The organism is Roseovarius halotolerans, from assembly GCF_900172255.1.
Classification (GTDB): domain Bacteria; phylum Pseudomonadota; class Alphaproteobacteria; order Rhodobacterales; family Rhodobacteraceae; genus Roseovarius; species Roseovarius halotolerans.
In genome coordinates this window covers 637,057-650,900 of record NZ_FWFU01000003.1, presented here as the reverse complement: position 1 = coordinate 650,900, position 13,844 = coordinate 637,057, and the positions used below count along the sequence as shown (strand labels likewise).

General features: G+C 62.5%; 11 protein-coding genes and 1 tRNA gene. 9 read left to right on the top strand and 3 right to left on the bottom strand.

Going from position 1 to position 13,844, the window contains the following annotated elements:
* Window positions 1-6: 6 nt before the first annotated feature.
* From ROH8110_RS14290 to ROH8110_RS14260, 7 genes are all read left to right on the top strand, one after another.
* Complete coding sequence (locus tag ROH8110_RS14290; RefSeq protein ID WP_176236613.1) at window positions 7-1,248, top strand: ABC transporter substrate-binding protein; 1,242 nt, start codon at window positions 7-9, stop codon at window positions 1,246-1,248.
* Window positions 1,245-3,200: an ATP-binding protein gene (locus ROH8110_RS14285; RefSeq protein ID WP_085818383.1), complete on the top strand. Its 1,956-nt coding sequence runs from the start codon at window positions 1,245-1,247 to the stop codon at window positions 3,198-3,200. Before ROH8110_RS14290 ends, ROH8110_RS14285 begins: the two co-directional genes overlap by 4 nt.
* Before the next feature lie 3 nt (window positions 3,201-3,203).
* Complete coding sequence (locus ROH8110_RS14280) at window positions 3,204-4,442, top strand: sigma-54-dependent transcriptional regulator (RefSeq protein WP_085818382.1); 1,239 nt, start codon at window positions 3,204-3,206, stop codon at window positions 4,440-4,442.
* 143 nt (window positions 4,443-4,585) lie between these two features.
* Window positions 4,586-5,914, top strand: coding sequence for an ABC transporter substrate-binding protein (locus ROH8110_RS14275; RefSeq protein ID WP_085818525.1), 1,329 nt, complete (start codon window positions 4,586-4,588; stop codon window positions 5,912-5,914).
* Between the two features lie 78 nt (window positions 5,915-5,992).
* Window positions 5,993-7,747 (top strand): ABC transporter permease, encoded by a 1,755-nt coding sequence (locus tag ROH8110_RS14270; protein ID WP_085818381.1) that lies wholly within the window; start codon window positions 5,993-5,995, stop codon window positions 7,745-7,747.
* Window positions 7,748-7,765: 18 nt separating this feature from the next.
* A complete protein-coding gene (locus ROH8110_RS14265; protein ID WP_085818380.1) occupies window positions 7,766-8,818 on the top strand; it encodes an ABC transporter ATP-binding protein in 1,053 nt (350 codons plus the stop codon).
* A gap of 20 nt (window positions 8,819-8,838) precedes the next feature.
* Window positions 8,839-9,417, top strand: a complete 579-nt coding sequence (locus ROH8110_RS14260; protein WP_085818379.1) for a histidine phosphatase family protein — start codon at window positions 8,839-8,841, stop codon at window positions 9,415-9,417.
* A 149-nt stretch (window positions 9,418-9,566) separates the two neighbouring features.
* Here the strand turns inward: ROH8110_RS14260 and ROH8110_RS14255 are convergent, their stop codons facing one another.
* From ROH8110_RS14255 to ROH8110_RS14240, 3 genes are all read right to left on the bottom strand, one after another.
* The gene (locus ROH8110_RS14255; protein WP_085818378.1) at window positions 9,567-10,007 is read right to left on the bottom strand and encodes a hypothetical protein; all 441 of its coding nucleotides are present in this window, start codon (window positions 10,005-10,007) and stop codon (window positions 9,567-9,569) included.
* Window positions 10,008-10,191: 184 nt separating this feature from the next.
* Window positions 10,192-10,266: transfer RNA gene (locus ROH8110_RS14245), tRNA-Gln, on the bottom strand.
* Window positions 10,267-10,404: 138 nt separating this feature from the next.
* Window positions 10,405-10,905 (bottom strand): SH3 domain-containing protein, encoded by a 501-nt coding sequence (locus ROH8110_RS14240; RefSeq protein ID WP_085818376.1) that lies wholly within the window; start codon window positions 10,903-10,905, stop codon window positions 10,405-10,407.
* 112 nt (window positions 10,906-11,017) lie between these two features.
* Between ROH8110_RS14240 and ROH8110_RS14235 the strand changes: the two genes are divergently transcribed.
* Complete coding sequence (locus ROH8110_RS14235) at window positions 11,018-12,004, top strand: 2-hydroxyacid dehydrogenase (protein ID WP_085818375.1); 987 nt, start codon at window positions 11,018-11,020, stop codon at window positions 12,002-12,004.
* A gap of 26 nt (window positions 12,005-12,030) precedes the next feature.
* A complete protein-coding gene (ggt, locus tag ROH8110_RS14230; protein ID WP_085818374.1) occupies window positions 12,031-13,824 on the top strand; it encodes a gamma-glutamyltransferase in 1,794 nt (597 codons plus the stop codon).
* Window positions 13,825-13,844 lie beyond the last annotated feature (20 nt).

Here is a 13,844-nt window from a genome sequence, read left to right as displayed (position 1 = left end):
CGCCCCATGCGGTATCCGACGGTCATATTGATATGCCTATGGGCCTGCCTGACCGGAACGGTCAGCGCGGCCGATCTGCGTGTTCTGACATCTCTGCCGCCCAGTGTATCGGAGCCCTATGTGGATCTTTTCATATCCCGGACGGAGGACGGGGCGGTGCAGGTGCTCAACAAGAACACCATTGCCGGAATTGACGAGATCTTGCGCGGCAACGAACGCGGCTTTGACGTGTTCTGGGCCTCTTCGCCCGAGGCGTTTGAAATACTGTCGCGCAGCGATGCCTTTGCCGATGGCGATGTCTGCGGGACGGATGGGCCGCCGCCGGTGGCCGCATTTGCGCTGTCCTCGGTCGGATGGGCGCGGCGTCGGGATTCGGACCTGTTCATGCCTGCCGAATGGAATGACCTGACGCGTCCGCTATACCGCAATCGTCTGGCGATGGCGCGCCCCGCGCGGTCGGGGTCGACCCATATGCTGATCGAGCAGATCCTGCAGGTCAGGGGCTGGCAGGATGGCTGGGCGTTCATCCTGGGTATGTCGGCGAACCTGTCCACTCTCACGGCGCGCAGTTTCGGGGTTCCCGACGGGCTTGCGAACGACAGGTTCGATATCGGCCTGACGATCGATTTCCTGTCACAGGCCGACAGCGCCTTCCTGAGGTTCCAGTACGGACGACCCCTTGTTGTTGCGCCCGCGCAGATCGGGATCTTGCGCAATGGCCGCGATCCGGATGCGGCCTGTGCCTTTCTGAGCGCCGTGCTGTCGCGGGAAGGCCAACTGACCCTGCTTTCGCCCGGAATTTCGCGCGTCCCCTATAACCCGGACATTCGCGCCGAAGTAAAGGACAGGCTGCCCACGGAGATCGTGGACGCGTTGAAACTGACATGGTTCGAATACGATGCTGAAACGTCGGCGGATCGCTACTGGGCGGTGAATACCCTTTTCGATCTGATGATCACCGAACAACTGGATCGCCGCCGCACGCTTTGGCGTATGCATCATGATCTGAAACCATATGCACCGGCCGCGTCCCTTGATCGGGTTCACGAACTGCTGACCACCGTGGTTGCCACAGAAGACGAGGCCAGGCTGGCGACAGGGGCCGATGCGGGGTTGCGCAACACCTCGCTGATCCGGATGGATCCGCATATGCGCTCACTGGCAGGGGATTGGCGGGCGCGGGTCATTGCGCAACTGGAGGAGGCGGAACGCGCGCTTTTGGACCTTCAGCAAAGGTATCTTCCATGAAGCGCCTGTTCGACCGGCTGCTGCCGAAGATCTGGACGCGTCTATTCCTGATGATCGTCACGGCGGTGCTGTTGACATGGGCGGTGATCGGGATCGCGCTCTATTGGCTGGGTAATGCTCAGGCACTGGTTCACACCTTCAGCACCGAACATACGCCCCGATTGATGCAAACCACCGATCTGGCGGCGCAGGCATCGGACCTGGCGGTGCTGAGCAATCGGATTCTCTATTCCAATGCCGACACGCCCAATACGTTTGAAAACGATCTGCGGGTCTCGGTGGATCAGTTGAACCAGATGCTGCGTGACTCCTTCAGCACGCCCGAGATGCAGGCGCAATCGCTGGACCTGCAACGGAAACTGGCCGGGGTGATTCGATCACTGGACCGGGCCCGCCGGTTCGAGACGACCCTGCGCGGACAGGTCGACAGGCTGCGCTGGATCAACGTGGATATCCAGGACGAAACCACGCCGTTGGTTGCGGACTTTTCTTTCAACATCGCGGCATTGATCCGTGGCCTGACCCAAGAAAACGACCCTGCTGAACGCCGCAGGCGGGCCGAAGTCCTGATGGCCGAACAGGCGCTTTACCGAACGTTCGTGGACATCGGCACCGAAGCTTCGATCGCAAGCACCCTGGCAGTGGAAGGTTCGGCGAGCATGCAGAAGGAACAGCTCAAACAATTCGCAGGGCTCTTGTCGGATGCGCTGAGCCGTCTCAACGGACAGCTTCAGGGGCTGCCGCTCAAGGCGGAGTATGTCACCTTGCGGCAATCCATCGAGGCCTTGAATCAGATCACCATCGGGCAGGGCAGTATTGTTTCGATCCGTCGCAACTGGCTGGAGGAACGCGGGATTCTCAGTCAGAACCTCGAGGCCAGTCTTTCGGGGTTGTCCGCGCTGCAATCGCTTGTGCAGGATCTGTCGGCGGATCGCCGAGCCCAAATCCTCAGCACCAGCGAGGCGTTTGAAATCAGTGCTTCGCGTACGGTTCGCCTTTTGGTGGGGATGACGATATTTGCGGCGCTGGCCGCGTTGACCATCCTTTTCGCATATATCCGTCCCGCAATCATTCGCCCGCTGGATCACCTAACCGCCGCGATGCGCGCGATTGCCGAAGGGCGGCAACCCCGTCTTGTGGTTCTTCCGGCCCGCAATGACGAAATCTCGCAGCTTGCCGGGGCGGTCGAAGCCTTTCGCGACTCGGTGCAAGAGCGCGACCGCGCGATCGAACAGCTTCAGCAAACCCAGTCCGAGCTTGTTCAGACGGGCAAGATGGCCGCGCTTGGCAACCTGTCGGCGGGGCTGTCGCATGAGCTGAACCAGCCGCTTGGGGCAATTCGACAACGTTTGCACATGACCGGACGGGCGCTTGAGCGCGGCGATGTGGCGACGGCACAGGGCCAGACAGAGAAAATCGACGATCTGGTCGCCCGGATGGAGCGCATCATCAGCCATTTGCGGCGCTTTGCGCGCGCTTCGGAATACAGGCGCGACACGATCCGCATCTTGCAGGTGACCGACGCGGCCTGCGAACTGCTCCGCTCTCGGCTGGACGATCACGGTATCACGGTCGAGATCGACGATACCCTGAGAGATATGACCGCCACCGGCGATTTCATTCTGATCGAACAGGTCGTGGTCAACCTGGTCTCGAACGCGATCGACGCGATTGCGGCCACGTCAGGCCCCGGTGTCATCGTCTTTCGCGCCGAGTCCGCAGCGCCCGGCAACGTGGCCTTCTCGGTGCTCGATACCGGCGTGGGTCTGGGCGACCTGGAGCCCGAACGCGCCTTCGATCCGTTCGTGACAACCAAACCGCCCGGCGAAGGCCTGGGTCTGGGGTTGTCAATTTCCTATAACATCATCACCGGAATGGGCGGCGGCCTGCGTCTGGCGCACCGGGCACAGGGCGGCACGCGCGCCACGGTCATCTTGCCGAAAGGGACATGAGCCATGACGGATGAAAAGCTGATCTATCTTGTGGATGACGACAAGGATTTCCGCGAAGCCACATGCGAGTTCCTGGAGGCCGAGGGTTTTCCGACCGTCGCGTTCGAGCAGGGCGATGCGATGCTGGCGCAGCTGGATCCGGAATGGAACGGCATCATTCTATGCGATTTCAGAATGCAGAACATGGACGGGCTCGCGGTTCTCGAGGCGGCTCGCAAATCTGCGCCGGGGGTGCCCTTCGTCATGCTGACGGGGCACGGCGATCTGCGCACGGCGATCGCCGCCACCAAGGCGGGGGCGTATGATTTTCTCGAAAAGCCGGTGCAGCCCGACTACCTGCTCAACCTGCTGCGCCGGGGGTTGAAGGTTCGCAAGCTTGCTGTCGAGAACAATCGCCTGCGCCGCCGGGTGGCGCGTTACAGCGACATGCGCTCGCGTCTGATTGGCACGTCGAAGGCCATGAAAGCCTGCCGAAACGAATTGCTGAACGTGACCCCGCTGCCTGTCACGGTGACGCTTCACGGCGAGGCGGGCACCGGCAAGGAACTCGGCGCACGCACGATTCACGAGTTTTCCGAACTGACGGGCGAATTTCACACCATCAACTGCGCGACAGCCACGATAGACAGCCTGCGGGCCGAACTGGAGTGCCAGACCGACCCGCAAGACACGCTGTTCATGCGGTCGCTGCATCAGATGGATGCCTTTCTGCAAAGCCATCTGGCAGAGTTCCTGCGCCAGAGCCAACGCCCGCGCGTGGTTGTGTCGATGATCGGCGATCCCGATGCACACATGGCAAGCGGTGTCCTGACCAGGGAACTCTACTATCTGATAAATGTCGCGACGATCTGCCTGCCCCCGCTTCGCAGCCGTGACAGGGATATCTTCATCCTGCTCGAGACTTTTCTTCGCACCGGGGCGGCACGATTGGGGAAAAGCCTGCCGCGTGTCGATACTGCGCTGATCGAACGCTTCCGGGCGCATGACTGGCCCGGCAATGTGCGTGAACTGCGCAACGTGGCCGACCGTCTGGTGATCGGTCTTCCGATCGATCTCAAGACGACGGCACGCGATGCGGGGCAGTCCATGTCATATGAAGAAGCCATGCGCGATTTCGAGCGCAGCCTGCTGGTGCGTACGCTTGTCGAGACAGGCGGACACAAGGGCGATGCAGCGGCGATGCTGTCGATCCCGCGCAAGCGGCTTTATCTGCGACTCAAGGCGGTAGGCTTGTCCGAATAGGTCAGTTTTGACCCAAGTGGCGTGTCAAAATCGACCTAAAGCCACCCGCAAACCCCGATTTTCGCAAGAAATTTGATCGCTTCTCCGGTTGCCGACACAGTTTGCGGGCGCTGGAGGAGCGCGAGGATATCTGGGAGGGTTCCATGAATTTGAAACATTTGTTCTTCTCGTCACTGGCCGCGACTGCGCTGGCGGGCGGCACGGCTGTGGCCGAAGGGTCGATCACGGTCATCACATCGTTCCCCGACTCGATGACCGGCCCGATCGAAGCGGCCTTCGAGGCGGCACATCCCGAATACGACCTTGAGGTTCTGAACAAGAAAACCTCGGCCGGGGTGAAGTATATCCAGGAAATCGCAAGCGATAACACCGCCGATATCTTCTGGGCGTCGGCGCCGGATGCGTTCGAGGTCCTGAAAAGCGACGGTATGCTGGATCAGGTGCAGATCGCATCCGAAGGCATTCCCGACATGATCGGGGCCTATCCGCTGAACGATCCGGATGGGTATTACTTCGGTTTCGCGGGTGCGGGATACGGCATCATGTGGAACGAACGCTATCTCAAGGCGAACGATCTGGAGCCCGCCCGCGAGTGGGCGGAACTGGCCGATCCCAAGTATCACGGCCATGTCGGCATGTCCGCGCCATCGCGGTCCGGCACGACGCACCTGACCGTCGAAACCGTCCTGCAGGGCGACGGATGGGATGACGGCTGGGCCAAATGGAAATGGATCGCCGGGAACTTCTCGACAGTGACCGAACGCAGCTTCGGGGTGCCTGACGGGGTGAACACCGGCAGTTTCGGCCTGGGGATCGTGATCGATTTCTTCGGGTTCTCGTCCAAGGCGTCAGGGTTCCCTGTCGATTTCGCCTATCCGACGATCACCGCCCTGGTTCCGGCCAATGTTGCCGTGGTGAAGAACGCGCCCAATCAGCAAGGCGCAATCGCCTTTGTCGAGTTCCTGCTGACCCCCGAAGGGCAATCCGTGCTTCTGGACCCTGCGATCATGCGGCTGCCGGTCAACCCCGCGAGCTATGCCAACGCGCCCGAAGGGTTCCCCAACCCGTTCGAGGATTCGACCATCGGCGCCAGCGTGAAATTCGACGTCGAGAAATCCGGCGCGCGCTACAACCTGGTCAACTCGATGTTCGACGTGATGATCACCTATCGCCTCGATGACCTGCGCAGCGCCGTGAACGCGATTCAGAAGGCCGAGATGAAGCACGCGGATGGCGACAATGCCGAGGCCAAGGCCCTGATCGCCGAAGCCCGCGGCCTGATCGAGGCCAACCCGATTGACGAAGCCACCAGCCTCGATCCCGATTTCGCCGCGATCTTCACCAAGAAGCGCCGCACGGCGAGCGACACGGTCGAGGGCCGTCAGGCCGAGGTCGAACAGGAATGGGATGCGATGGTGGTCGAAAACTACCGCCGCGCCCGTGAACTGGCCGAACAGGCAGCAGCCCTGTAAGCGCTTTGCCGGCCCGGTTCGGGCCGGTCTCACCCTCGCCGTTCAGCGCGGCGAGGGGTTTCGGGGAAGGTGGGAAAAATGCCAAGCACGAACAGGTCTACGCCCGGCGTGAGTGCCGGAATCGCCGATCGTCTGCCCAAATGGCTGGTGCCGAACCTGTCGGGGCTGAACATGGTGGCGCTGTTTATCGCGCTGCTGTTGATCGGGTTGCTTCTGGTGCCGGTCGCTCAGGTGATGATCGTCGCCTTCCAGGACCCGGCAACCGGCGCCGCGACCTTGCAGAACTTTCTGGATTTCTTCCGCACGTCCCTGTTCCGTGAGAGTTTCTGGAACTCGTTCTATGTCTCGGCCATGTCGGTGGTGGTGGCCACCGCGATCGCGCTGCCGCTGGCCTATATCACGACACGGTTTCATTTTGCGGGATCGGTGCTGATCCAGAGCCTAGGGTTCATTCCGCTGATCATGCCGCCCTTTGTCGGCGCGGTCGCGATGCAGCTGATCTTCGGGCGCAATGGCACGGTAAACCTGCTTTTGCGCGATTACCTCGGGTTCGACATTCCGTTCATGGAGGGCCTGAACGGTGTGATCCTCGTGCAGTCGATCCATTATTTCCCGTTCATCCTGATCAACCTGTCGGCGTCGTTGCGCAATATCGACCGCTCGATGGAAGAGGCCGCGCAAAACCTCGGTTCGCACGGGATGCGGCTGTTTCGGCGGATCGTCTTTCCGCTGGCGATGCCGGGCTACATCGCCGGGGCGGCGCTGGTTTTCATCAAGGTTTTCGATGATCTGGGAACGCCCTTGCTTCTTAACGTCAACAACATGCTGGCCCCGCAGGCCTATCTGCGGATTTCGTCCATCGGGATCAGCGATCCGATGGGATACGTGATTTCAGTCATTCTGGTCGTCTTTTCGGTGCTTTCATTGTGGGCGTCGTTCCTGTTCATGCGCGGCAAGGATTACGCGACCGTCCAGAAAGGCGGCGGCGGAATGGCCAAGCGCAACCTGAAACCGGCGGAAAAGATGCTGGCCTATGGCGTCGTGATCTTCATTCTGTTGCTGGTCCTGACACCTCATATCGGCCTGACGCTCTTGTCCTTCGGCACGATATGGTCTTTCGCTCCGTTGCCTGACGGCTACACCCTGCAGAACTACGTGACGATGTGGGAAGGCTCCAAGTCCTTCATTATGAATACCCTGCTCTATGCCGGGATCGCCGCCACAGCGGACGTGATCCTTGGAACGGCTATCGCCTATATCGTGCTGCGCACCAATATCTTTGGCCGCAAGGGGCTCGATTACCTGGCGACCGCGGCGCTCGCCGTGCCGGGCGTGGTGCTGGGGATCGGATATCTGCGGACCTTCCACAGCGTCGATGTGCCGTTTGTCGGCGAACCGCTGGCCAGCTGGTGGGTGGTGATCGCCCTCGCGCTGATGATCCGCCGTTTGCCCTATGCGCTGCGCGCCTGCATGGCGGCGCTGCAGCAGGTCAGCCTTGCTCTGGAGGAAGCCGCCGAGAGCCTCGGCGCCACGAAGAAGCGCACCATCTACAAGATCGTCGTGCCGCTCATGAAGGGCGGTCTGCTGGCGGGATTCGTGACCAGTTTTGCCACCGCAGCAGTCGAACTGTCGGCCACCATCATGCTGGTCAGCTCCAATCAGGATGCGCCGCTGGCCTATGGCATCTACCTGTTCATGCAGACGCCGTCGGGACGCGGGGCAGGGGCCGCGCTTGGTGTGGTGGCGGTATTGTTGGTAGCCGCTGGCACGCTGGCATCCCAGGTCATTATCGAACGCGACAAGAAGGCCAAGGCTTCGGCCGATATGCACTGAAAAGGCGGAGACGGAAGAATGGACCAGACCGGCATCAAGATCGAAGACCTGCACCTGTCGTTCGGCGAGACACAGGTCCTGCGCGGCGTGAACCTCGATATTCGCCCCGGAGAGTTTTTCGCCTTCCTCGGCCCCTCGGGATCGGGCAAATCCACATTGCTGCGCGCGATTGCCGGGTTCGGCCCGACGCCACAGGGGCGCATCCTCATCGGGGATCGCGATGTTGTCGGGCTTGACCCGTGGAAACGCAATGTCGGCATGGTGTTTCAGTCATACGCCCTTTGGCCGCATATGAGCGTGCGCGACAATGTCGGTTTCGGCCTCAGGGAACGCCGGGTGCCTGCAAAGCAGATCAGAGACCGCGTGGACGCGGCGCTCGATCTGGTGGGGCTGGCGCATCTGGCCGACCGCATGCCCAACCAGCTATCGGGGGGGCAGCAACAGCGTATCGCCCTTGCGCGCACGGTCGTTGTCGAACCCGAGGTTCTGTTGCTGGACGAACCGCTGTCGAATCTCGATGCGTCGCTGCGCGTGCAGATGCGCCGCGAACTCTTGCACCTTCAGCGCAAGCTGGGCCTGACGACCATTTTCGTGACCCACGATCAGGAAGAGGCGAATACCACATCCGACAGGATGGCGGTTCTGGATGGCGGTGTGATTCAGCAGATCGGCACCCCGCAGGAATTGTACGACCGGCCCGCCAACCTATTCGTTGCGAACTTTCTCGGCACCGCCAATATCTTTGAGGGCCGGGTCGAGATCGACGGCGATGTCGCGCGGTTCCACACGAAAACCGGCGAGGTGCTCACGATCCCGGCCTCGGGTAATCTGGATGGAAGCAACGTGGTCTTGCGTCCGCAGAACATCTCGATGACGCAGGCCCCGGAGCAGGACGCCCTGAAAGGCGAGGTGCTGCACCGCGAGTTTCTGGGCAGTCAGATCCGGTATCTGGTCAAGGTCGCGGGCGCCGAGATTGTCGTCGATCAAAGTCACAGTGCCGGGCGGGACTGGTTCGATCCGGGGGCACAGGTGCATCTGGTCGCCAATACCTCCAGCGCGGTCATTCTCTGAAACACATACAGGCTGTCAAGATGAACCCAATTCCCGATGTCTACCTTTTGCGGCATGGCGAAACCGTCTGGAACAAGGCGGGCCGCATTCAGGGGCAGATGAATTCCGACCTGACCGATCTGGGCCGCGAGCAGGCAAAGGCGCAGGCTGGCATCCTCAAGCGGCTGGATATCGGATTGGACGATATCGGCCTGTACTGCAGCCCCCTCACCAGAACCCGCGAAACCGCCGCGCTTGCGCTGGAGGGGCGGGACTGCACCATCGACGACCGCCTGATCGAAATCGGATGCGGCGAATGGGAAGGGCTGACTCCTGCTGAACGCGTCGCCCGCGATCCCGACATCGTGTCGCGCTGCAAGACGGATCTCGACCTGTATTTCAAGGCACCGGGCAACGAGGGTCTGACGGCGCTTCAGGCGCGGACAGCTGCGTTTCTGGCCGACCTGACCGGACCGGCCGTGATCGTGTCGCACAAGGTGACGCTGATCGTCATGCGGGGCCTGCTGACGGGCCTGCCGGACGACAAGCTATCCGAACTGACCTCTCGGCAAGGGACCGTGATCCATATCAGCGGCGGGCAGGAACGGCACTACGAGTGATCCATGCCCACCGGACGTGGAGGGAGGCGAGGAGATATCTGCCACAAGTGGTTTTTGCTTGGAGCGGAGGCCGCCGGATCGCATTCCAGCAAGTCTGCAACCGGCCAAGATCAGGCGCAGCTCTCCCGCGCATTGCAGGCCGGGTCATGTCACTCACACTCCGGCATGTAGCCCAATACCGTCTCTGGGTCCGGGCGCAGGCCACCTGGTAGGTCCTGTAGCACCTCGTCGACCACCTCCGCGGTCAGCGACGCCACCTCGCAGGCGTATTGCTTGCGAGTCCCGTCGGGGTTCTCCGCCAGCCACTCCTGATAATCCTGCTCCTCGAAGTAACCAATAGCGGCGACACCGGCGATCGGAACGGCGACGACGGCTCTGCGCAAGCGAGCCTTCGCCTTGGCCTTCGCGACGGCCTTCGCCAGTTGTTTGCGATGCGCGACCGCCGTGGATGCTGCCTTTGCGCTCATGGCAGCGACCGTGGTGGTCATCTGCAGGGCCCAGATACCCGCCGCGATCGTGGTGGAAACCAGTGCAATGGAAAGCCATCCGAGGAACACAACGTTCCGGAAAACACCGACGATACCCGCCATTTGACATGCTCCACTTCGTAATCTGACCCCGGCCAGTCGTTACCTGCCGGGACCGTTCTCTGACCACGCGGACTTGTGGCCGACCAACACATCATCCGAGCCACCCGTCGCGGGGTCATCAGCCGGGGCACGTCCGGACCGCACGGCGTCCGCGCGGTTCATCGGGTCAAGGATCGGGAGGACTTGGCTGGGGTGGTAGGATTCGAACCTACGGTACACGGTACCAAAAACCGCTGCCTTACCACTTGGCTACACCCCAACGGTGACGCGCTAATTACTCTGGACCTTGACCCTGTTCAAGGCCCGAAACGAAAAAAAACCGATCAATGCGGAGGCGCCGCGCAGACGCTCTCACAAGGTCCGTGCATGAGGGCACCCGCCGGTGCGTCGGCCCGGCTCAGTCGAGGGTTTCGCGCGGGCGAACACCCCAGATCGCGGATTTGGGACTCCAGCCGGTATAGCCGCCGGCAGAAATCCGGCACCAGTCGACGCTGCAGGATTCGATGCGCGCGATCACGCCGAATTCAAGCCGTGCCACGACCAGGGTTGAGGGGTCGGGCTTGGCGTGGAGGTCCAGCAGGTCCTCTTCGACGATGGCGGTGCGCACGCCCGAGAGCAGCGAATAGTGAATCCAGCCGCCCGCGCCGTCACGGTCGCGCACGCGGCGCCAGTGGCCGTGTTCGGCGGTGATTTCCAGCGGCACATCCTTGCGCTTGAATACCCAGTCGATCCGGTGTGTCAGGCTGGGACCGCGGCGGATATTGCCTTCGCTGGCCTTCATCGACACGAAGCGGGGCAGGGGCAGGTTGGTGACCGGCCCTCGTTCGGCGGCGGGTGATTGCGTGGCAAGCCCCAGCGAGAGCGCCAATGCGCCTAACAACCCAAGCAGCGATTTCATGGCCTGTGATCCGATTTCTGCACGATGAGCGGCATGGGGTTCTTGTGCCCCGTCCGTTCCTGCGCCACTCTGGCAGCAATGTGCCGGTATGAAAAGTGAAAGGAGGGGGTGCATGTCATCTGGACGTCTGAGTGTTGTCGTTACGCGACGCTTGCCCGCGCCGGTCGAGAACCGGCTGGCAGAACTGTTCGACGTTACCCTGAACGAGGATGACAAACCCCTGAGCCGCGCCGCGCTGGCCAGCGCGATGCGTTCGGCGGATGTCCTGGTGCCGACGTTGAGCGACAGGATCGACGCGGCGCTGATCGCGCAGGCGGGTGACAGCCTGAAGCTGATCGCGAATTACGGGGCGGGAGTCGATCATATCGACGTCCAGACAGCCCGCCAGCACGGCATTCTGGTGTCGAACACGCCGGGTGTCTCGGCCGATGACACGGCCGACATGGCGATGGCGCTGATCCTTGGGGTCGCACGGCGCATTCCCGAGGGGCTGGCTCTGATGCAGTCGGGCGGCTGGGAAGGCTGGTCGCCAAGCGCGTTGCTCGGCGGGCGGCTGTCGGGCCGGCGGCTGGGCATCCTCGGGATGGGCCGGATCGGGCAGGCTGTGGCGCGGCGCGCGGCGGCGTTCAACATGCAGATTCATTACCACAACCGCCGCCGGTTGCGCCCCGAGATCGAGGAGGCTCTCGAAGCGACATATTGGGAGAGCCTTGACCAGATGGTCGCGCGGATGGATGTGCTGAGCATCAACTGCCCGCATACGCCTTCGACCTTTCACCTGATGAACGCGCGGCGCCTGAAGCTGATGAAACCGGAGGCGGTGATCGTGAACACGTCGCGGGGCGAGGTGATCGACGAGAATGCGCTGACGCGGATGCTGCGCGCGGGCGAGATCGCGGGTGCGGGGCTGGATGTCTACGAGCACGGCGCCGAGGTGAACCCGCGTCTGCGCGAACTCAAGAACGTGGTGTTGTTGCCGCATATGGGCTCGGCGACGGTCGAGGGACGCATCGAGATGGGCGAGAAGGTGATCGTGAACATCAAGACCTTTCAGGACGGCCACCGTCCGCCCGATCAGGTGGTTCCGGCAATGCTTTAAGATGCGCCACGCAGGGAGGGTTGGACATGAGAACGATCCTGACGGCGTTTGCCGCCGCCATGCTGTTTTCGGGTGCGCCATGGGCGCAGCAGGCGACCGACAGCGTTGCGCCGGAAGGGGCGGGCGCGGGGCCTGCGGCATCGGCGACGGTGTCGCCCGATGTTGCCGCGGCGGAGGCCGCAAAATCCGCAGGCAGGCCCGTCGAGGCACGGGACTGGATGGTTTCGGTGGCCAATCCGCTTGCCGCCGAGGCCGGTGCGAGAGTGCTGCGCGCGGGCGGTACGGCGGCGGATGCGATGGTGGCCGTGCAGGCGGTGCTGGGACTCGTGGAGCCGCAAAGCTCGGGTCTGGGGGGCGGTGCGTTCCTGCTTTGGCGCGACGGAACGACCGGTGAAATCACCACGCTCGACGGGCGCGAGACCGCGCCGCTGGCGGCGACGCCGCGCCTGTTCCAGGACGAAGCGGGCGAGCCCCTGCAGTTCTATGATGCCGTGGTGGGCGGACGCTCGGTAGGGGTGCCGGGAACGCCTGCGTTGATGGAAGCAGCACATGAACGCTGGGGACGGGCCGATTGGGCGGGGCTGTTCGATGACGCCATTGCGCTGGCCGAGGAAGGCTTCGCGGTGAGCCCGCGCCTGTCGATCATGGTGGCGGGGGACGCGATCCGCCTGTCGCGGTTCGGCCCGACAAGGGACTATTTCCTGAGCGATAACAGCCTTTTGGAAGTGGGCGAGAGGTTGCGGAACCCGGACTATGCCGAGACATTGCGCCGCCTCGCGAGCGAGGGCGCGGCGGCCTTCTATGGCGGAGAGATCGCGCGCGATATCGTCGAGACGGTGCGCGGCGCGCAGGGCAATCCGGGGGTCATGACCGAGACCGACCTTGCGATCTATCGCGTGAAGGAACGCGCGCCGATTTGCGTGGCTTACCGCGCCTATGAGGTCTGCGGGATGGGGCCTCCGTCTTCGGGCGGGCTGACGGTGGGACAGATATTGGGGATGCTGGAGCCGTTCGACCTGGCCGCGATGGGGCCTGAAAGCCCGGAGGCATGGCGACTGATCGGGGATGCGAGCCGACTGGCCTTTGCCGACCGGGGCCGCTACATGGCGGATGACGATTTCGTGCCGGTGCCGATCAAGGGATTGATAGCAAAGGATTATCTGGAGCGCCGCGCACAGCTTCTGAGGGGCGACGACGCGCTGCCCGAGGTGGAGCCGGGGCGGCCGGCATTCGATCATGCGCTGAACCTGGCGGATGACGAATCGATCGAGTTTCCCTCGACCTCGCATATTTCGTTAACGGATCGTTACGGCAACGTGCTGTCGATGACGACGACAATCGAGAACGCATTCGGGTCGCGTCTGATGGTGCGGGGATTCCTGCTGAACAACGAGTTGACGGATTTTTCCTTCAGAAGCCATGAAGACGGCGTTCCGGTCGCCAACCGGGTCGAGCCGGGCAAGCGGCCGCGATCCTCGATGGCGCCGACCATCGTGCTGAAGGACGATGCGCCGGTGCTGATCCTGGGCAGCCCCGGCGGCAGCCGGATCATCGGTTACGTGGTCAAGGCGATCATCGCGCATCTGGACTGGAAAATGGATGTGCAACAAGCGGTTAGCATGCCCAACATGGTCAATCGTTTCGGCGTTTTCGATGTCGAGGCGGGCCTGGTTTCCCCGCGTCTCACGGCAGAGCTCGAGGCGATGGGATACGAGGTTTCGTCGAGGCCGATGGTGTCTGGATTGCAGGCGATCGCGATCGGCGAGACATTGCGCGGCGGGGCCGATCCGCGCCGCGAAGGCATCGCGCTGGGCGAGTGAGAGGGCCGGAAACGGGCCGA